General features: G+C 71.9%; 20 protein-coding genes. 12 read left to right on the top strand and 8 right to left on the bottom strand.

From position 1 onward, the window contains the following. Positions 1 to 5 precede the first annotated feature (5 nt). Together ACSJDX_RS08085 and ACSJDX_RS08080 are read right to left on the bottom strand one after the other, a co-directional pair. Entirely contained in the window at positions 6 to 926 is a 921-nt protein-coding gene (locus ACSJDX_RS08085; protein WP_438354952.1) for a serine hydrolase, read from the bottom strand. A gap of 157 nt (positions 927 to 1083) precedes the next feature. Then, the gene (locus ACSJDX_RS08080; RefSeq protein ID WP_438352180.1) at positions 1084 to 3048 is read right to left on the bottom strand and encodes a M13 family metallopeptidase; all 1965 of its coding nucleotides are present in this window, start codon (positions 3046 to 3048) and stop codon (positions 1084 to 1086) included. Positions 3049 to 3123: 75 nt separating this feature from the next. Here ACSJDX_RS08080 and ACSJDX_RS08075 point away from each other — a divergent pair, with 75 nt between their 5' ends. From ACSJDX_RS08075 to ACSJDX_RS08065, 3 genes are all read left to right on the top strand, one after another. Continuing rightward, entirely contained in the window at positions 3124 to 3675 is a 552-nt protein-coding gene (locus tag ACSJDX_RS08075; RefSeq protein WP_438352179.1) for an isochorismatase family protein, read from the top strand. Positions 3676 to 3715: 40 nt separating this feature from the next. Next, positions 3716 to 5038 (top strand): MATE family efflux transporter, encoded by a 1323-nt coding sequence (locus ACSJDX_RS08070; RefSeq protein WP_438352178.1) that lies wholly within the window; start codon positions 3716 to 3718, stop codon positions 5036 to 5038. Between the two features lie 62 nt (positions 5039 to 5100). After that, entirely contained in the window at positions 5101 to 5637 is a 537-nt protein-coding gene (locus ACSJDX_RS08065; RefSeq protein WP_438352177.1) for a hypothetical protein, read from the top strand. Between the two features lie 707 nt (positions 5638 to 6344). Here ACSJDX_RS08065 and ACSJDX_RS08060 read toward each other — a convergent pair. Beyond that, positions 6345 to 7010 (bottom strand): TrmH family RNA methyltransferase, encoded by a 666-nt coding sequence (locus ACSJDX_RS08060; RefSeq protein ID WP_438352176.1) that lies wholly within the window; start codon positions 7008 to 7010, stop codon positions 6345 to 6347. A gap of 118 nt (positions 7011 to 7128) precedes the next feature. Between ACSJDX_RS08060 and ACSJDX_RS08055 the strand changes: the two genes are divergently transcribed. Next, positions 7129 to 8394, top strand: coding sequence for an Nramp family divalent metal transporter (locus ACSJDX_RS08055; protein WP_438352175.1), 1266 nt, complete (start codon positions 7129 to 7131; stop codon positions 8392 to 8394). Between the two features lie 22 nt (positions 8395 to 8416). Continuing rightward, the gene (locus ACSJDX_RS08050; protein ID WP_438352174.1) at positions 8417 to 9052 is read left to right on the top strand and encodes a metal-dependent transcriptional regulator; all 636 of its coding nucleotides are present in this window, start codon (positions 8417 to 8419) and stop codon (positions 9050 to 9052) included. 9 nt (positions 9053 to 9061) lie between these two features. On the opposite strand, the gene ACSJDX_RS08045 is transcribed toward ACSJDX_RS08050, so the two are convergent. After that, a complete protein-coding gene (locus tag ACSJDX_RS08045; RefSeq protein ID WP_438352173.1) occupies positions 9062 to 10021 on the bottom strand; it encodes an SDR family NAD(P)-dependent oxidoreductase in 960 nt (319 codons plus the stop codon). 64 nt (positions 10022 to 10085) lie between these two features. On the opposite strand from ACSJDX_RS08045, the gene ACSJDX_RS08040 reads away from it, so the two are divergent. From ACSJDX_RS08040 to ACSJDX_RS08010, 7 genes are all read left to right on the top strand, one after another. Beyond that, entirely contained in the window at positions 10086 to 10895 is an 810-nt protein-coding gene (locus ACSJDX_RS08040) for an HAD-IIA family hydrolase (protein ID WP_438352172.1), read from the top strand. Beyond that, positions 10895 to 11467 carry a YdeI/OmpD-associated family protein gene (locus ACSJDX_RS08035; protein WP_438352171.1) on the top strand — a complete coding sequence of 191 codons (573 nt, stop codon included), beginning with the start codon at positions 10895 to 10897 and terminating at the stop codon, positions 11465 to 11467. The genes ACSJDX_RS08040 and ACSJDX_RS08035 overlap by 1 nt, the downstream gene beginning before the upstream one ends. Beyond that, positions 11464 to 11598 carry a hypothetical protein gene (locus tag ACSJDX_RS08030; protein ID WP_438352170.1) on the top strand — a complete coding sequence of 45 codons (135 nt, stop codon included), beginning with the start codon at positions 11464 to 11466 and terminating at the stop codon, positions 11596 to 11598. Before ACSJDX_RS08035 ends, ACSJDX_RS08030 begins: the two co-directional genes overlap by 4 nt. A 219-nt stretch (positions 11599 to 11817) precedes the next feature. Further along, complete coding sequence (locus ACSJDX_RS08025) at positions 11818 to 12897, top strand: ABC transporter substrate-binding protein (protein WP_438352169.1); 1080 nt, start codon at positions 11818 to 11820, stop codon at positions 12895 to 12897. 30 nt (positions 12898 to 12927) lie between these two features. Then, on the top strand, positions 12928 to 14745 hold the full coding sequence (locus tag ACSJDX_RS08020) for an ABC transporter permease (RefSeq protein WP_438352168.1): 1818 nt from the start codon (positions 12928 to 12930) through the stop codon (positions 14743 to 14745). Next, positions 14742 to 15890, top strand: a complete 1149-nt coding sequence (locus tag ACSJDX_RS08015) for an ABC transporter ATP-binding protein (protein ID WP_438352167.1) — start codon at positions 14742 to 14744, stop codon at positions 15888 to 15890. The genes ACSJDX_RS08020 and ACSJDX_RS08015 overlap by 4 nt, the downstream gene beginning before the upstream one ends. Positions 15891 to 15983: 93 nt before the next feature. Further along, entirely contained in the window at positions 15984 to 17057 is a 1074-nt protein-coding gene (locus ACSJDX_RS08010) for a COG4280 domain-containing protein (protein WP_438352166.1), read from the top strand. Positions 17058 to 17105: 48 nt separating this feature from the next. Here ACSJDX_RS08010 and ACSJDX_RS08005 read toward each other — a convergent pair whose 3' ends face one another. The 4 genes from ACSJDX_RS08005 to ACSJDX_RS07990 all read right to left on the bottom strand — a co-directional run bounded on the left by ACSJDX_RS08005 (position 17106) and on the right by ACSJDX_RS07990 (position 19038). Continuing rightward, on the bottom strand, positions 17106 to 17693 hold the full coding sequence (locus ACSJDX_RS08005) for a Chromate resistance protein ChrB (protein WP_438352165.1): 588 nt from the start codon (positions 17691 to 17693) through the stop codon (positions 17106 to 17108). A 41-nt stretch (positions 17694 to 17734) separates the two neighbouring features. Continuing rightward, positions 17735 to 18313, bottom strand: coding sequence for an orotate phosphoribosyltransferase (gene pyrE, locus ACSJDX_RS08000; protein WP_438352164.1), 579 nt, complete (start codon positions 18311 to 18313; stop codon positions 17735 to 17737). Positions 18314 to 18448: 135 nt separating this feature from the next. Further along, positions 18449 to 18814, bottom strand: a complete 366-nt coding sequence (locus tag ACSJDX_RS07995) for a type II toxin-antitoxin system PemK/MazF family toxin (RefSeq protein ID WP_438352163.1) — start codon at positions 18812 to 18814, stop codon at positions 18449 to 18451. Then, a complete protein-coding gene (locus ACSJDX_RS07990; protein WP_438352162.1) occupies positions 18811 to 19038 on the bottom strand; it encodes a ribbon-helix-helix domain-containing protein in 228 nt (75 codons plus the stop codon). The genes ACSJDX_RS07995 and ACSJDX_RS07990 overlap by 4 nt, the downstream gene beginning before the upstream one ends. Positions 19039 to 19169: the final 131 nt, after the last annotated feature.

The raw sequence follows: 19169 nt of genomic DNA, 5'->3' as shown, positions 1-19169 counted from the left end.
ACACGTCAGAACACGTACTCCATGAGGTCGGTGCCCAGCACGCGGAAGGCGTCGTGCGCGCGCAGCCGGTGCGCGATCGACAGGTCGTCGAAGCAGACGATCAGCGCGTAGGCCACGCCCGCCCGAGGACCGGCGAGCACTCCGGCCTCCACGCGCACCCCGGCATCCCGGCCCGTCTTGTTGATGAACAGGAGCCCGTGCTCGTCGTTCTCGTGCGCGAACGGGTCCAGGCCGGTCGCCGACGCCACGAGCGACAGGTCGTGGTTGAGGCTCAGCCACTCCGACACCTGCGCGCTCACGCCGGGCGAGACGGCCTGCGAGTTGACCAGGGCCGCGAACAGCTCGGCGAGCTCTCGCGCCGATCCGAGCGCCACGTGCGGGGCGTCGTCGGGTCCGCGCGTGTCGCGGTAGCGGTCCAACAGCGCCGAGCGCCGCATCCCGAGTCCCTCGATGCGCTCGCGCACGGCGGGCAGCCCCACCCGCTGCAGCAGGATGTTCGCGGCGAGGGCGTCACCGGTGGAGGCCGTGAGCACCGCGAGATCCGACAGGGGCAGCGCCGGCGCCTTCAGGTGCTGCCACACGCCGGCCACGGTGACCGCGTCGACCGACCCGCGTTCGACGATCTCGAGCGGGTCGAGCGCGCCGGACTCGAAACCGGCGGCGACCTCGATCAGCAGCGGGACGGCGCCCAGGCCCGCGACCGGCAGGGTGACGAAGTCGTCACCGGCCAGCACGGACGTGCCGCGGTCGAGGTCGTTGATGCGCACCGACACCTTGGCGCCGGAGGTGGCGAGGGCGTCCAGCGCCTTGAGCGTCGAGGTGAACGATCGGCGCCCGGCGGCCGCCCGCCGCGGCAGTCGCCTGTTGCCACGCCGCGATCCCCGTTGCGGCGTCGATTCCGTGTCCCGTTTGGGCTCCGAGGGCATGCCCACGAGCGGGTTCCTTCCGATGAGAGGTGGAGTGGGCACCGCTCCCCAGGAGCGGCCCGCACAGCGGATGGAGCGTGTTCGGTTGTGGGTGTCGCGTCTTCGATTGTGGATGCCGCGGATATGGATCCGCGGTGAGCGCCGTGGCCCGTTCGCGTCACCAGATGGTGACGCGCTGGTCCTCCGGGAGCCAGAGCTCGTCGGATTCCGTCACACCGAACGCGTCGTAGAACGCGTCGACGTTGCGGACGATCTGGTTGCAGCGGAACTCGTTGGGCGAGTGCGGGTCGATCGTCAGCAGGCGGATCGTCTCGGCATCCCGCCCCTTCTGCTGCCAGATCTGGCCCCACGACAGCAGCAGGCGCTGCACGCCGGAGTATCCGTCGACCACGGGGGCCTCGCCGTCGGCGAGCGAGAGCGCATAGGCGCGCAGAGCGATGCCGAGACCGCCCAGGTCGCCGATGTTCTCGCCGATCGTGAGCGCTCCGTTGACGGTGTTCTCCTCGCTCAGCCCCTTCGGCACGAGCGCGTCGTACTGGGCGATGAGCACCTTCGTGCGCTCCTCGAACGCGGCGCGGTCCTCGTCGGTCCACCAGTCGCGCAGCGACCCGTCGCCGTCGAACCGGCTGCCCTGGTCGTCGAAGCCGTGACCGATCTCGTGGCCGATCACCGCGCCGATGCCGCCGTAGTTGGCCGCGGCATCCCGGGCGGCGTCGAAGAACGGGTACTGCAGGATCGCCGCCGGGAACACGATCTCGTTCATCAGCGGGTTGTAGTAGGCGTTGACCGTCTGCGGGGTCATGAACCATTCGTCGCGGTCGATCGGCTGACCGACCTTGCCCAGCTGGCGGTCGTGCTCCCAGATGTGGGCGCGCCGCACGTTGCCGACGAGATCCGCGGGGTCGACCTCGAGCGCGGAGTAGTCCTTCCAGCGCACCGGGTAGCCGATCTTGGGCGTGAAGGCGTCGAGCTTCGCGAGCGCGCGCTCCCGCGTCTCGGGGGTCATCCATTCCAGGTCCCGGATGCTGCGCCGGTACGCCTCGATGAGGTTCGCGACCAGCTCGTCCATGGCCTCCTTGGCCGCAGGCGGGAAGTGCCGCTCGACGTAGACCTTGCCGACGGCCTCGCCCATCGCGGCCTCGACGAGGCTGACGCCCCGCTTCCACCGCTCGCGGTTGACCGGCACGCCGGTGAGCTGGGTGCCGTAGAACGAGAAGTTCTCGGCGACGAACTCGTCGGAGAGGAACGCGGCGGCCGAGTGCACGACCTTGAAGCGCAGCCACGCCTTCCAGTCCTCCAGGCGCTCCTCGATCAGCAGCCCGCCGAGCCCTTCGAGGAAGCTCGGCTGGTAGACGACGACCTCGGCGAACGCGTCGGGGTGCCCGTCGCCGATGCCGTCCAGCCAGGGCTGCAGGTCGACGCCGATGAGCTCGACGACCTCGTCCCACGTCTTCAGGTTGTAGGTGGCGACGGCGTCGCGGCTGCGCACATTGTCCCAGTGGTGGGTGGCCAGCTCGGTCTCGAGCGCGACGATGCGGTCGGCCTGGGACGCGGCATCCGCCACTCCGGCCAGCGTCAGGATGCGCTCGATGTGCCCGCGGTACGCGGTGCGGGTCTCGGCGAAGTTCTCGAGGCGGTAGTAGCTCTCGTCGGGCAGCGACAGTCCGCCCTGGATGAGGAACGGCACGTAGCGGGTCGGGTCGCCGGGATCGGGTTCGACGTAGAGGTCCAGGATGCCTCCGACCCCGTCGCGCTCCAGGGCGCCCACGGTGCGCAGGAACCCGGGGATGTCGGCGATCTCGTCGGCGGCGGCGAGGCCCGCCTGCAGCGGCGCGGCACCGGCGGCCTCGATCGCCTCGGTGTCGGTGAAGCTCGAGTAGAGGTCGCCGATCTTGCGGGTCTCGGTCCCCTCCTCGGCGGCCTGGGACTCCTCGATGATCGCGCGGACGTCCTTCTCGGACTGCTCGGCGATGAGGTGGAACGAGCCCCACCGCGCCTTGTCGTCGGGGATCTCGGTGCGCTCCAGCCACTGGCCGTTGACGTGACGGAAGAGGTCGTCCTGGGGGCGGATCTCAGCGCTGAGTTCGTCGAGTTCGAGACCCGATTCGGGGGAGACGGTCATGGGGTCAAGGATATGCGCCGCGATGGTGAGCACCACCCGGTTCCGGGTGTCGGGGCCACGGAGTAGCGTGCGGGCATGACGACACTCGAAGGCAGGGACCAGACCGCACTGCTGGTGGTCGACGTGCAGAACGACGTGGTGAACGGCGCGTGGAACCGCGACGCCGTGGTCACCCGCATCGCCGGACTCGTCGACCGGGCGCGCTCCGCCGACGTCCCCGTGGTGTGGGTGCAGCACTCCGACGAGGGGCTCGAACTCGGGGGTGAGGGGTGGCAGCTCGTGCCCGAGCTCGCCCCGGCCGACGGCGAGGCGCACATCCACAAGCTCTACGGCGACTCGTTCGAGGGCACCGACCTCGAGGGGGTGCTGGCGGGCCTTCACGTGGGGCGCCTGGTGGTGGCCGGGGCCGAGAGCGACGCGTGCATCCGCTCGACGATCCACGGCGCGTTCACCCGCGGCTACGACACCGTGCTCGTGGGCGACGCGCACACCAGCGGCGACAAGACCGCGTGGGGGGCGCCGCCGCCCGAGGCGGTCGCCAGCCACACCAACCTGTACTGGAGCTTCCAGCGCGCCCCCGGGCGCACGGCGGCCGTGACGGATGCCTCCGAGATCGACTTCTCCTGACGGGGCGCCGCGGCCGCTCGCGCCCTCCTAGGCTCGAACGGTGAGCCCCCGCGACACGCTGAACCGAGGCATCCTGCGCCTCGCCGTTCCGGCGCTCGGGGCCCTCGTGGCGGAGCCGCTGTTCCTGATCGTCGATTCGGCGCTCGTCGGGCACCTGGGCGTGACGCCCCTGGCGGGATTGGGCATCGCGAGCGCCGTGCTGCAGACGATCGTCGGCTTGATGGTGTTCCTGGCCTATTCGACGACGCCTGCTGTGGCACGTCGGTTCGGGGCCGGCGAACCGGGGCGCGCGGTGTCGGTGGGGATCGACGGCATGTGGCTGGCGGTCGGCTTCGGCGCGGTGCTCGCGCTGATCGGCTCCCTGTCCACGCCGTGGCTGGTGTCGCTGTTCGGAGCCGACCGCGAGGTCTCCGCCGCGGCCGCCACCTATCTCGGCATCTCGATGTGGGGGCTGCCGGCGATGCTCGTGGTGTTCGCCGCGACCGGGCTGCTGCGCGGCATGCAGGACACCGTGACCCCGCTGTGGGTGGCCGGCCTCGGGTTCGCGGCCAACGCACTGCTGAACTGGATGCTGATCTACGGCCTCGGATGGGGCATCGCCGGGTCGGCCCTGGGCACCGTGATCGCGCAGTGGGGAATGGTCGCCGCCTACGTGGTCGTGGTGGGGCGACTGGCGCGCACCCACGAGGCATCCGTCCGTCCGCAGCGCGAGGGGATCCGCGGTTCGGCACGGTCGGGCGGGTGGATGTTCCTGCGCACGGTGTCGCTGCGCGCGGCGCTGCTGGCCACCGTGGCCGTCGCGAGCGTGCTCGGCACCGACGAGCTCGCCGGGTGGCAGGTGGCGTTCACGATCTTCTCGACCACGGCATTCGTGCTCGACGCGCTGGCGATCGCGGCACAGGCGCTCGTGGGCAAGTCGCTCGGTGCGGGCGATCGTGGCGAGGTGCGGCGTGTGCTCGGGCGCACGCTCGCGTGGGGACTGTGGTTCGGCGTTCTCGTCGGGGTGGTCGTGGGCGTGCTGTCGGGCGTGATCGGGCTGCTGTTCACCGGCGACGCGGCGATCGCGGCCCTGATCCAGCCCGCGCTGATCGTGCTCGCCGTGGCGCAGCCGGTCTGCAGCGTGGTGTTCGTGCTCGACGGGGTGCTGATCGGCGCCGGCGACGCGCGATACCTGGCCGTCGCGGGAGTGCTCAACCTCGTCCCGTTCGTGCCGGCGCTCGTGCTAGTGGCGCTGCTGCAGCCGGCGGGGGCGGCGGGCCTGGCGTGGGTGGCGGTGGCCTTCTTCGGGGTGTACATGCTCGCCCGCCTCGCCACGCTCGGCTGGCGGGTGCGCGGGTCGACGTGGATGACGATCGCGGTCTGACGCGTGCGATGAGGGCGGCGGGTGCGCCGGTGGTTCGCAGGATGCCCGCCTATCGTGGAGGCATGCTCTCACTGGCGCGCACGGCCGGGGCCGCGGCATCCGTCGCCCTCGCGATCGCCGTGCTGGCCGGATGCACCGATCAGGGACCGGCGCCGGTCGATGACGGCCTTCCGCTCAGTCCCGGGCCGAGCAAGAGCGCGGATGCGAGCGCCCTCCCGTCAGGAGCGGCCCTCGACGAATGGGCCACGGCGGCGATGCCGACGGACAAGCCGGGGGGCGCGACCGCTGTGCGGCGCGCGAGCGGCGAGGTCGCTCCCGGCACCGACGCGGTCGTCGATCTCACCCAGCCCGACGGGCAGTGGCAGCTGACGATCGTGTGCCAGTCGGCCGACGGATCGGCCATGACGCTGATTCCGGCTCCGGTGGAGACCAACGAGTTGCAGCCGCTGCAGTGCGCCGCCCCCGGCGGCACGGCGCTGCGCGGCGACCTGGGCAGCATCGGGTTCTCCGGCGGCAGCGGGCACACGTTGACCCTGCGCACCACCGTGCCCGCGGTCTTCGTGTACGAGATCACACCGCACATCGCACCGCAGGACTGACCGCGGGGGTGGTGAGCCCGCGGGGCGGCGGGACCGCGCGGGCGACGGGACCGCGCGGGCGACGGGACCGCGAGGGTGGTGAGCCCACGCGGGAAGCGCGCCGCCGAGACATTCTCCCCCGCGTGATGAACTTCCGGCTCACACGGTCCGACGGCTCGATGAGCGTGGTCGAGTCGCCCGCTCGTGCACCCCTTCGGGACCATTGAACCTCCCGCTCACGCAACATGGAGGACCCTGCCGCCCGCCCGGGAGACACGCCCGCTCACCCGAGCGGCGGCCCCGCCACCAGCCTGGGAGACACCCCCGCCCACCAGCGGTGGCCACGGCGGCAGCCGGGGAGACACTCCCACTCACCCGACCCCGGCGGCCACGGCGGCAGCCGGAGACACTCCCACTCACCCGACCCCGGCGGCCACGGCGGCAGCCGGAGACACGCCCGCTCACCCGACGGCGGCGGCCCCGCCACCAGCCCGGGAGACACCCCCCGCCCACCCGACAGCGGCCGGGGCGGCCGTTCGGCCCGGGCGAATCTCCCCACGCGCGCATCGGCGACAGAGCAGGTGACGCCGCGCCAGAGCGCGGCCGACCCGGCTATCGGGTGAGCGAGAGGTTCAACGCGCGGGGGAGAAGGTCTCCGCGGCCCGAACCGTCGACGACGGGTCGCGAGAACTCGCCCACGCGCGCGACGACGAGGAGCAGCATCCGCTCTACGCCGGCGCGGCCCACCGGCGGCACCATTCGTGCATCACGACGGCGGCCGCCGCTCCGGCGTTGATCGAGCGCGTGGAGCCGTACTGGGTGATCTCGACGACGACGGATGCCGCGCCCAGCGCCTCGGGCGACAGCCCCGGCCCCTCCTGCCCGAACAGCAGCACGCACCGTTCGGGGAGCTCGGCGCGGTCGACCGGCACCGAGCCGTCGACGTTGTCGACCGCCACCACGGGTAGACCTTCCCCTGCCGCCCATGCGGTGAACGCCGCGACGTCGTCGTGGTGCACCACGTGCTGGTAGCGGTCGGTCACCATGGCGCCGCGGCGGTTCCACCGACGCCGGCCGATGATGTGCACGGTGTCGGCGAGGAACGCGTTGGCGCTGCGCACGATCGAGCCGATGTTGAGGTCGTGCTGCCAGTTCTCGATCGCGACGTGGAACGGATGCCGGCGGTCATCGAGGTCCGCGACGATCGCCGCCATCGTCCAGTAGCGGTAGCGGTCGATCACGTTGCGGGTGTCGCCGTGCGCGAGCAGGTCGGGGTCGAAGCGCGGGTCGGTAGGCGGTTCGACCGGCGATCCCTCGGGAGCCCCGTCGGGCCAGGGACCCACCCCGTGCGGCAGTCGCGGCTCCTCGGGCTCGTCGCCGCGCTCGTCGTTCACCGTCCCAGGCTAGTTGCGCGGCCATGGCGGCCAGGGCCGCACCACGAATCCGCTCCGGGGGTCGCGAGTCGGCCCGGCGCACCTTTCGGTCGACCGAAAAGTGGTCTACGTTTTCGGTATGCCGAAAACGGTCGAGGTACCGCGCCCAACGCCGCGCGCACCCTCCGCGCAGCGGGTCGCGTGGCTGCTCGGACCCGCCCTCGTCGCGGGCGTGGCCTACCTCGATCCCGGCAACGTCGCCAGCAACATGACCGCCGGCGCGCGGTTCGGCTACCTGCTCGTGTGGGTCGTCGTGCTCGGCAACGTCATGGCTTGGCTCATCCAGTACCTCTCGGCCAAGCTCGGCATCGTCACCGGCCGCAGCCTGCCCGAGAACCTCGGCGACCGCATCCGCAACCCGTGGGCGCGACGGGCGTACTGGCTGCAGGCGGAGCTCGTCGCGATGGCCACCGACATCGCCGAGGTGATCGGCGGCGCCGTCGCGCTGCAGCTGCTGTTCGGCATCCCCCTGCTGTTGGGCGGACTGATCACCGGGGTCGTCTCGACCGCGCTGCTCATCGTCCAGTCGCGGCGCGGCGCGCGCACGTTCGAGTTCGTGGTGATCGGTCTGATCGCGGTCATCGCGCTCGGCTTCACGTTCGGCGTGTTCCTCGGACCGCCCGACCCGGCGGCCGTCGCCGGCGGGCTCGTCCCGCGCTTCGACGGCGCTGACTCGGTGCTGCTGGCCGCCTCGATCCTCGGCGCGACGATCATGCCGCACGCGATCTACGCGCACTCGTCGCTGGCGCGCGACAGATTCCGGCCGGCGGATGCCTCGGCCCCCGGCATCCCGATCGCCCGTCTCCTGCGGGCCACGCGCTGGGACGTGAGCATCGCGATGCTGATCGCCGGCACCGTGAACCTGTGCATCCTGCTGCTGGCCGCCGCCAACCTCGCCGGAGTGCCCGGCACCGACTCGCTCGAAGGCGCGTATGCGGCCCTCGCACAGGGCATCGGGCCGCTCGTGGCCACTCTGTTCGCCGTGGGCCTGCTCGCGAGCGGCCTGGCCAGCACCGCCGTCGGGGCCTACGCCGGCGCCGAGATCATGCACGGCCTACTGCGCGTGCGCGTGCCGCTGCTCGCCCGCCGGCTGATCACCCTCATCCCGGCGCTCGTGATCCTCGGACTCGGCATCGACCCCACGCTCGCCCTCGTGCTGAGCCAGGTGGTGCTGTCGTTCGGCATCCCGTTCGCGCTCATCCCGCTCGTCGCCCTCACCGCGCGCCGCGACCTGCTCGGCACGCACCGCAACCGGTGGACGACGACGGCGGCGGGGGTCGCGGCATCCGTCTTCCTCATCGCGCTCAACGCGGTGCTGCTGTGGCTCGTGCTCGGCGGCGGGTGATGACCGCCGGTACCCTCGGAGCGTGGCCTCCCCCGCGATCGACGACTATCTGAAGCGGATCTACCAGCACACCGAGTGGCAGACCGAGCGCATCACGCCGTCGCAGCTCGCCCTCGAGCTCGGGCTGGCCCCGTCCAGCGTCACCGAGATGGTGCAGAAGCTCGCCGCGCAGGGGCTCGTCACCCATCGCCCCTACGGCCCGGTCGCGCTCTCCGACGCCGGAGCCGCCCGCGCTGCCGCCGTGATCCGTCGCCACCGCCTCATCGAGACGTGGCTCGTGCGGGAGTTCGGGTACGGCTGGGACGAGGTGCACGACGAGGCCGAGGTGCTCGAGCACTCGATCAGCGATCGGCTGCTCGACGGCATCGACGAGCGGCTGGGGCATCCCCCGTTCGATCCGCACGGCGATGCGATCCCGGATGCCTCGGGGCACGTGCGGCGCGAGGCGTTCGTGCTCCTCGCGGCCGCCGCTCCCGGCCACTCCGGCCGCGTGCTCAGGGTGAGCGACCGCGATCCGGCGCTGCTGCGCGCGCTGGAGGACGGCGGCGTGCGTCCCGGCGCCGAGCTGACGGTGACGGATGCCTCCGCGGTCGCGGTCGACGGCGCGCCCTTCCCACTCCCCGCCGGCGCCGCCGCCGCCGTGTGGCTCAGCGCCTGACGTCGCGCGTCAGGCCGCGGCGGCCGCGGCCGCGAACGGCCAGTTGACGCCGGCCGCGGCCTCGCAGAACCGCCACAGCCGGTCGCCGAGCTCGGGATCGCGCGTGATCTTCGAGGCGACGGCGCGACGCGGCATCCCGTGCGTGACGAACCGCGGGCCCAGCATGTCGCCGCCCTCCACATAGGGATCGGCGACGGCCCGCGCCAGAGGCCAGGCGCCGTGCTCCTTCGACTGCGTGATCACCGCCTGCAGATTGTCGGCGAAACGGGTGAGGCGCGTCGGCTCGTTCACCCCGGCGATGCCCGGGGTGCGGCCGCTCGTCGAGTAGCCCGGGTGCACCACGACGCTCGCGACCGGCACGCCGTGCGCGCGCAGGCGCCGGTCGGCCTCGAGACCCAGCGCCGTGGTCGCCACCTTCGACTGCACGTATGCGCGCCACGAGCTGTAGCCCTCGCGCAGCTGCGGGTCGACCGGGTCGTACCGCCACATCGAGGTCGAGATGCTGCCGAGCCACACGATGCGCCCGGCCGCCGCGGCGACGGCGGGCAGCAGGGCGCCGGCGAGGGCGAAGTGGCCGAGCACGTTCGTCGCGAAGACCACCTCGTTGCCGTCGACCGTGGTCTCGCGCTGCTTCGGCGGATGCACGTTTCCGGCGTTCAGCACCAGCCCGTCGAGGGCGCCGCGACCACGGACGGATGCTGCGGCGGCACGCACCGATCCCAGGTTGCTCGTGTCCAGCAGCATCGTCTCGACGGTGCCGCGGCCCCCGGCATCCCTCATCCGTCCCTTCAGCGCCGCGCGCGCGGCGGCGAGGCGGTTCGGATTGCGGCCGGTCATCACGACGTGCGCGCCGGCGCCGGCCAGCTGCTCGGAGCAGAAGAAGCCGAGCCCGGCGTTCGCCCCGGTGACGAGATAGGTGCGTCCGGACAGGTCGGGCAGCGCCCGCGGGTCCCATCCGGTGCGTGCCACGATCCGAGACTACGGCGTCGCATCGCCTCATCGCCGAGCACGCGCCCGGGTCTAGGCTGACGGCATGCGCACGCGTGCCGACATCGAGTGCTGGCTCACCGACATGGACGGCGTTCTCGTGCACGAGAACACGCCGATCCCGGGGGCCGCCGAGCTCCTGCGCCAGTGGGGCGACGAGGGGACGCCGTTCCTCGTGCTGACGAACAACTCGATCTTCACGCCGCGCGACCTGTCGGCGCGGTTGCGCGCCTCCGGGCTCGTCGTGCCCGAGGAGTCGATCTGGACCTCGGCGCTGGCCACCGCCGACTTCCTGCGCTCGCAGATGCCCGGCGGCTCCGCGTTCGTGATCGGCGAGGCCGGGGTGACGACCGCACTGCACGAGGCCGGGTTCATCATGACTGAGACCGACCCCGACTACGTCGTCGTGGGTGAGACGCGCAACTACTCCTTCGAGGCGATCACGAAGGCGATCCGCCTCATCGGCAGGGGCGCCCGGTTCATCGCGACGAACCCGGATGCCACGGGACCCTCGACCGAGGGCGTGCTGCCCGCCACCGGAGCGATCTCGGCGCTCATCACCAAGGCCACCGGCAAGGAGCCGTACGTCGTCGGCAAGCCCAACCCGATGATGTTCCGCTCGGCGATGAACAAGATCGGCGCGCACTCCGAGAACACCGGCATGATCGGCGACCGCATGGACACCGACATCATCGCCGGCATCGAGGCCGGGCTGCACACGGTGCTCGTGATGACCGGGATCAGCGACCCCGCCGAGATCGAGCGCTACCCGTTCCGCCCCGACGAGATCCTCGGCTCGGTGGCCGAGCTCGTGCGCCGCGAGCCGGTCGAGAGCGAGCTGCCCGAGGGCTTCTGATGGGCGCGCTCCACGACGGCGAGAAGGTGACGGCGGCGGATGCCTCGACCTGGCGCGCGTGGCTCGAGGACAACCACGCCACGTCGAAGGGCGCGTGGCTCGTCCGGGCACGACCCGGATCGGGGTTGACGGTCGTCGAGTACGAGGACGCGATCCTGCAGGCGCTGTGCTTCGGCTGGATCGACGGGCCGGTGCGCTCGTTCGACGAGGCGACCGGCGGACTGTGGTTCGCCCCACGACGGCCGAGCAGCGGATGGGCGGCGACGAACAAGGCCCGTGTGGCGCGGCTCGAGGCCGAGGGCCTTCTCGCGGCGGCCGGGATCCGGGCGATCGAGGTGGCCAAGGCCAATGGCTCGTGGACGGTGCTCGACGGGCCCGAGGCGCTGCTCGAACCGCCCGAGCTCACCGCGGCGCTCGAGGCCGTGCCCGCGGCGCGGGCGGCGTGGGACGCGTTCCCGCCGTCGGCGCGCAAGATGGGGCTGACGACGATCGCGATGGCCAAGCGCCCGGAGACGCGGGCGGCGCGCATCGCGAAGCTCGTGGCCGACGCCGCCGAGGGCAGGCGTCCGTGATCGACACCACGCCGACCCTGTGGGTCGCCCTCGTGACCGGACTCGGCGCGCTCGGCGTCGTCATCTGGCAGGCGGTGCGCTACTTCCGCGACCATCGCGACGAGCCGGGCGATCGCGACCACCGCGACTGACGGCGCCCGGCGGCGGCTGATCCCGACTCACCGCGGCTGACGGCGGTCGATCCTGCGGGATCCCGCGCACGCATCGTCGACGCATAGGACGTGGCCGCCCGCCGGTCGGCGCGCATTCACCGATCGGACACCTTCCGGCTGTCGAAGATTAACGATCGCTGCATACCGTCCCTAACGATCGTTACATCTCGTGGCGAACATCCCGATCTCGGAGGACCTGTGAACCATCGTACCCGTGCGCTGTCGGCCGTCTCCGCCCTCGCCGCACTGACCCTGGGGATCGCCGCGTGCAGCGGCGCATCCACCGCTTCCTCGGCCGGCGGCTCGTCCGCCGCCCCCCAGCCCATCGTCCTGTACTCGGCCATGGGCGAGGCCAAGGCCGTCGTCGACGCCTTCATCGCCAAGACCGGCATCCCCGTCAACCTCGTCGAAGACAGCACCGGACCCCTGCTGACCAAGGTCGCCGCCGAGAAGAACAACCCGCAGTGGACCGCCCTGTGGGTCGACGGAGCGACGGCGTTCGCGGCCCTCGACCAGCAGGGTCAGCTCGCGCCGTACACGACGAAGGCCGATCTCAGTGCCGTCGGGAAGTCGCTCGTCCCCGCCAGCAACGCCTACGTGCCCACCGGCACCACCGTCGTCCCCGGCGTCATCTACAACGCCGCCGCCGGCGGCTCCGTGCCGCAGACCTGGGACGACCTGCTCACGTCGGCGTACTCGGGCAAGGTCGGCATGAACGACCCCGCGAAGTCCGGACCGACCTATCCGCTCATCGCCGGGCTGATGGACCAGATGGGCGGCCAGACCGGCGGCGTCGCAGCCGGAGAGGCCTACCTCACCAAGCTCAAGTCCAACGGCCTGCAGGTCTTCCCGACCAACGGCGACACGCTGCACGCGCTCGAGAACGGGCAGATCAGCTACGGCCTGGTGCAGAGCTCCGCCGCACTCGGTGAGGTGGCCGCCGCCGCCGCTAACAAGACCGCGGGCTTCGACCCGAAGGTCGCGTTCTTCCCGAAGGCGACGCTCCTGCCCAGCGCCTTCGGCATCGACAAGTCGGCCAGCCCTCAGCTGCAGTCCGAGGCGCAGCAGCTGGTCGAGTTCATCCTCTCGCCCGAGGGGCAGCAGGCGATGCTCGGCGCCGACCCGACCGGGGACTCGCTGTACTGGCCGATCGTGAACGGCGTGAAGCCGCTCGCCGGCGTCACCGCGTTCCCGACGGACTACAACGTCATCGACCCGTACTTCTGGGGCCCCCTCCAGAGCGAGGTCGTGACCTGGTTCGGAAACAACATCAAGTAACCCGCTTACGACGACGAAGGGAGCCGACGGATGGACACGACACTGCTCGCCCCACCCCCGGGGGCGGCCGCTCCGGCCGGGCCATCCGTCGGCGACCCCGCCGCCCCGGCGCCCTCCCTGCTGGTCCGCGCCCGCGCCGGCGCGGACCGGCACGGCGGGGGCGTCGCCCGCACCGTGTTCTGGCTTCTCGTGGTGGGGATCCTCGTCACCCCGATCCTGGTCTTCCTGCTGGTCGCATTCAGTCCCGCGATGTTCGGCCAGGGCACCGAGTGGTTCACGCTCTCCTCGTTCACCACGGCGCTGAGCGGCACGTTCCTCGTCGCTCTGCAGAACACCGTGATCGTCGGGGTGGTCGCCGCCGTCGTCAGCGCCGGCGTGGGCTTCGGACTGGCGTGGCTCGTCGAGCGCACCGATGCCCCCGGGCGTCGCGCCTGGCGCGCCTGCCTGTTCGTGCTCCTGCTCGCCCCCTCCTACCTCATCGCACTCGGCTGGCAGCGCCTGTTCGAGGTGGGCGGCATCCTCGACCTGCTCCACATCCCGATCGAGCCCGGCCGCTCCCTGCTCTACGGCCCGGTCGGCATCATCGGCATCCTCACCGTGAAGGGCGTCCCGTTCGCCTACCTCGTCATCGCCAACGCCCTGCGCGGTCTCGGTGACGAGTACGAGCACGCCGTGCGCGTGCACGGCGGCACCCGCCGCGACGCCGTGCGCATCGTCGTCACTCTTCTCACCCCCGCGGTCTGGTCTGCCGTGGCCATCGTCTTCGCCGAGGCGATCAGCGACTACGGCGTCGCGTCCACGCTGTCTGCGGCATCCCACTTCCCGCTCGCCACGTTCGCGCTCTACGACGCGGTGCAGAACTTCCCGGTGCAGTTCCCGGTGGCCTCGGCGATCAGCTGGATCCTCCTCGCGCTGGTCGTGGCGGCCCTGTTCGCGCAGTCGGCGGCACTGCGGGGCCGCAGCTTCCGCACGTTCGGCGGCCGCACCCGGCCCGCACTGCGCCGCCGCCTGAGCCCGTGGAGCAAGGTCGGCGGAGGTCTGGCGATCCTCGTCGCGCTCGTCGTGATGGTCGGCATCCCGGCGTTCGGCGCGGCCAGCGCGTCGCTCATGACGGGGCTGGGCAACGCGCTCAGCCCGCACACGTGGAGCATCGACAACTACACGCGCGTGCTCGGCAGCCCGCAACTGCGCGACCCGCTCGCGTTCTCGTTCGGCCAGGGCCTCATCGTGGCCTCGATCGCGACCGTGCTGGCAGTCGCGTGCGCGCGGATGCTGAGCCAGGCCCGCGCGGGCGCGGCCACCCGCGTGCTCGACTTCGTGCTGCTGGCCGCCGTCGCCCTTCCGGGCATCGTCTTCGCGGCGGGGTACATCTTCACCTACAACCTGCCGATCATGAACACCCTCGGCATCCACTTCTACGGCACGTCCACGCTGCTCACGCTCGCCTACGTCGCCACCACCCTGCCCACCGGTTCGCGCTCGCTCGTGGGCTCGATGAGCCAGCTGCAGCAGTCGATGGCCGAGGCCAGCCGCGCCCACGGCGGCGGGGGGCTGCGCACGTGGCTCACGGTCGTCGTGCCCGTGATCGCCCGGCCGGTGCTGTCGGCGTGGCAGCTGCTGTTCGTCGCGACCCTCCTCGAGCTGCCGATCTCGCAGCTGCTCTACCCGCCCGGATCGCCGCCGCTGGCGGTGGGCATCGAGAAGGCCCTGTCCAACTACGACTTCGGCGGCGGCACGGCCATGCAGGTGATCGCCATCGCGATCGCGCTCGCCGTCGTCGGCGCCACCTCCCTCCTCTACACGCTCCTCGCCCCGCGCGGGTGGAAGCAGATCGGTCGCACATCATGACGCTCACCGCCCCCGCTCCCGCGCCCACCGCCCCCTCGGCCGGCACCGGTCGAGCCATCTCGGTGCGCGGCGCCGTGCGCCGCTACGGCGCCGTCACGGCCCTCGATGCGGTGGACCTCGACATCCGTCCGGGTGAGTTCACCGTGCTGCTCGGGCCGTCGGGCTCGGGCAAGTCCACGCTCGCGCGCTGCATCGCCGGCATCGAGCGGCTCGACGGCGGCGAGCTCCGCCTCGACGGCGCGCTGGTCAGCTCCGCGCGCACCCACGTCGCCCCCGAGCGCCGGGAGCTCGGCATGGTGTTCCAGGACTACGCCCTCTGGCCGCATCTCACGATCGGCGAGAACGTCGCCTTCGCCCTGCGCCGTCGCAAGCTCGGACGGGATGTCGCGCGATCGCGCTCTGCGGAGATGCTCGAGCGCGTCGGGCTCGGCGGGATGGACAGGCGCTACCCGCACGAGCTGTCGGGCGGGCAGCAGCAGCGCGTGGCCCTGGCCCGCGCGATCGTGGCACGCCCGTCGGTGATCGTCTTCGACGAGCCGCTGTCGAACCTCGACGCCGACCTGCGCGAGCGCCTGCGCATCCAGATCTCCACGCTCGTGCGCGAAACCGGCTCGACCGCGGTCTACATCACCCACGATCAGTCCGAGGCGTTCGCCCTCGCCGACCGGATCGCGGTGCTGCGGGCGGGTCGTATCGAGCAGTTCGACGAGCCCGAGGCCGTGCACCACCACCCCGCGACGCGCTTCGTCGCCGAGTTCACCGGGATCGGCGGGATGCTGTCGGGCCGGGTCGTGGGACGGACGCCGAAGGGCGTCACCGTCGCCGTGGCGGGGCGCGAGCTGTGCCTCACCGCGCGGGCGGGAACCCCCGACGCGGGCGCCGTGGACGTGCTGCTGCGACCGAGCGTGACCCGTCTCGCGGCCGAGGACGCGGCATCCGTCCCCGGCGGGCTCTTCGCGGTGCCGGGAGTCGTCCGCGACGTCGCCTACCGCGGCCGCTCGTACGACCACGTCGTCGACACCGAGTACGGGCTCATCAGCGGGGTCGTGGAGTCGCGTGCCGTTCCGCGCGGCAACCGCTGCGCGGTCCTGATCGACCCCGACGGCTGCCTCGTCTTCCCCACCGCCACCGCCACCGCCGCCTGACGCTCATCAGCACGGCGAAGGTCTTCACCCGTGCCGTGTGATTTCTAACCGCTGTTACACTTCCGCTATAACCATCACCAATCTGGAGTTCTCATGACACCCGCGGTCTCTCTGTTCATCGCCGTGTTCCTCGCCTGTCTCGTGGAGGCCGTCGAGGCCACCACCGTCGTGCTCGCCGCCGGCACCGCCCGCAACTGGCGCTCCGCCCTGCAGGGCATGGGCGTCGGCATCCTGGCCCTCGCCGTCATCATCGCCCTGCTCGGCCCCACGCTGCAGCTGATCCCGATCGAGTCGCTCCGCCTCGTCGTCGGCGGCCTGCTGCTGGTCTTCGGCCTGCAGTGGCTGCGCAAGGCCGTGCTCCGCGCGAGCGGCTTCAAGGCGCTGCACGACGAGGACGCCGCGTTCGCGTCGGAGGTCGAGGCCGCCCAGGCCGCCGGCGCCGCCACCGGCCGCACCGACTGGTATGCGTTCACCCTGTCGTTCAAGGCCACGTTCCTCGAGGGCCTCGAGGTCGCGTTCATCGCGCTCACCTTCGGCACCGTCCAGCACCAGGTCGGCGTCGCGGCGCTGGCCGCGGTCGTCGCCGTCGTGGTCGTCGCCCTCCTGGGCGTCGTGGTGCGCAAGCCCCTCGCCCGGGTCCCCGAGAACACGCTCAAGTTCGCCGTCGGTGTCATGCTGACCTCGTTCGGCATCTTCTGGGGCGCCGAGGGCGCCGGGGCGACCTGGCCGGGCGCCGACCTGTCGCTGCTCGGGATCATCCCCGGCATCCTGATCGTCGCCCTCGTCATGGTCGCGATCCTCAAGGGCGTCCGCCGCCGTCGCGACGCCCGCGTCGTGTCGATCCCCGCCCCGACCGTCCACGTCGGCGCCGCCGGCGGCGGCCCCCTCGTCGCCGAGCCGACCGACGTCGGCACCGCGGTGGACGCCGAGATCGCGGCATCCCCCGCCCCGCGTCCGTCGTTCGGCACGCGCCTGGCCCGCTTCGGGATGTTCTGGTACGACTTCGTGATCGGCGACGACTGGCGCGTGGCCGCCGGCATCGTGGTCGCGTTCGTCGTGACGCTGCTGCTGGCGGCGACGAGCATCGCCACGTGGTGGATCGTGCCGCTGGCCGTCGTGCTGGTGTTCTGCCTCAGCCTGTCGCGGTCGGTGCGCCGCGCAGCCTGAGGACCGTTCCGCCTCGGGGCGGGAGGACCGCCGATCGGCGGGGAGCGTTCAGTCGCCCCCCGCCGATTGGCCTTCCACCGCGTAGACGCGCGATGCGTAGGCCTCGAGCTCGGTGGCGCATTCGGCGATCGCCTCGGTGGTGCGCTCGCGTCCGGGCGCACCGAACGCGTCGCGCTCGGACACCTTCTCGAACCAGCTCTGCAGCTTCACGAGGTCGACCTCGTTCTCCTCGAGCTCTGCGTACGTGAAGTGATCGTTCGCGTACTCCTTCTGCAGGCCCGCGAGGAAGTCCCGGCAGCGGTCGAGGATCTCCTCGTACTCGTCGGTGCGCGCGGCGTCGTAGAGCTCGCGGATGGTCGACTCGCCCGCGATCGCGGAGGCATCCAGCAGCACGGCCGCACCGGCCATCTCGATGATCTCGTGCCGGAGCTTGCGCAGGGCGCGCTCGTTCCTCGTGTTGGCCGGGAGCGCGACGACGGAGTTCTGCACGTAGACGGCCCCGAGGCCCTTCAGCCGGCGCCAGACGGTGGCGCGCAGACGCGTCGGCTCGGACGGCACGCGGTAGACGAGCAGCAGCCAGACGCCGTTGCGAGCAGTCGGGGAGGCGTCGTCGTTGCCGTCGGGCGTATCGGTCACCGAGACAGCCTAACCTCGGTGATCGCCGGGTCAGGCGGCGTTCACTGAGGGTTCAGCCCGAGGTCGTCCAGGTCGATCGCGGCGAGCCACTGCAGGCCCTCGGCCTCGACCGCCGCCTGGGCGCCGGTGCGGCGATCGACGATGACGGCGACCGCGACGACCTCCGCGCCCTCGCGGCGGAGCGCCTCGACGGCCTTGAGCGCCGACTGACCGGTGGTGGAGGTGTCCTCGACGACGACGACGCGCCTGCCCGAGACATCCGCCCCCTCGATCTGGCGGCCGCGACCGTGGTCCTTGGGCTCCTTGCGCACCACGAACGCATCCAGCGGAGCCCCGGCGTGCACGGATTCGTGCATGACGGCGTTGGCGATCGGGTCGGCGCCGAGTGTGAGTCCGCCGACCGCGACGACACCGTCGACATCGCGGATGAGGTCGAGCATGATGCGCCCGATCGCCGGCGCCGCGCGGTGGTCGAGCGTGAGCTTGCGCATGTCGACGTAGTACGTCGCCTTCTTGCCGCTGGAGAGGGTGAAGTCGCCGTGGAACACCGCCTCGGCGGTGATCAGCGCGATGAGCGCCTGGCGGTCGGCTTCGAGCTCGGGCGTGGAGGCGACGGTCATGGCTCGATTCTACGGATGCCGTCGCCGCCGCCCGTGCCTGAGCCGTTCCTCGCCGAGGGGACGCGGATCGCGGCTTCCGCCCCTGCGTGCGACGAATCGGGCCCCCTCGCGCAGGGACGGCGGGCGGGGGCTGCGCTACAGCGCGAGATGCAGGCGGAGCGCGTCGTCGAGTTCGCCCATGAGCTCGGCCGGCACCCACCCGACGATGTCGCGCACGCGGAAGAGCGACAGGGTGCGCACCTGCTCCGCCTGGGCCTTCGAGTCGCGGGCGAGACCGGTCCTGCCGGCGGGCAGCAGCACCTGGAACTCGAAGACGCGCGCGGTGTTCGAGGTGAGCGGAACGATCGTCACCACACCGCCGGCCCGTGCAGCGGCGGCGTTCGCGGTGTTGTTGCTCACGACCACCGCGGGGCGGGTCTTCGCCGCCTCACGCCCCATCGAGGGATCGAGCGAGACGCTCACGATGTGCCCGCGGCGGAGCGCCGGGATCGGGTCGGTCATGCGACGCCGTCGTCGGATGCCGCGCCCCACGCGTGCTCGTCACCCGCGTCGGTCCACTCGCCGTATGCCTCGGCATAGGCATCGGCGAGCCGGCTCTCGCGCAGCATCCGCACCGCCTCCTGCAGGGCGGCGGACCGCGTCGCGAAGCGCCCCTCGCGCACCTCGGCGTCGAGCAGGGCGATGTCGGCGTCTTCGAGACTGACGCTCACCTTCGCATAGGTCATAGCCCGATGCTACTCCGTTGCCACCAGCACGTGGCGGCCGTCGTCGAACGGTCGCCGGCGAGGGCACGCACATTGCAGCATCCGTCCCCCGCTGCACGACGACACGCGTCCCCTCGCGGGACGACCGCGAG

Source organism: Microbacterium fluminis, from assembly GCF_051549805.1.
In the GTDB taxonomy this organism is placed as follows: Bacteria; Actinomycetota; Actinomycetes; order Actinomycetales; family Microbacteriaceae; genus Microbacterium.
Note: the sequence above shows the minus strand (reverse complement) of the source record. Positions and strands in the feature narration are given on the sequence as shown.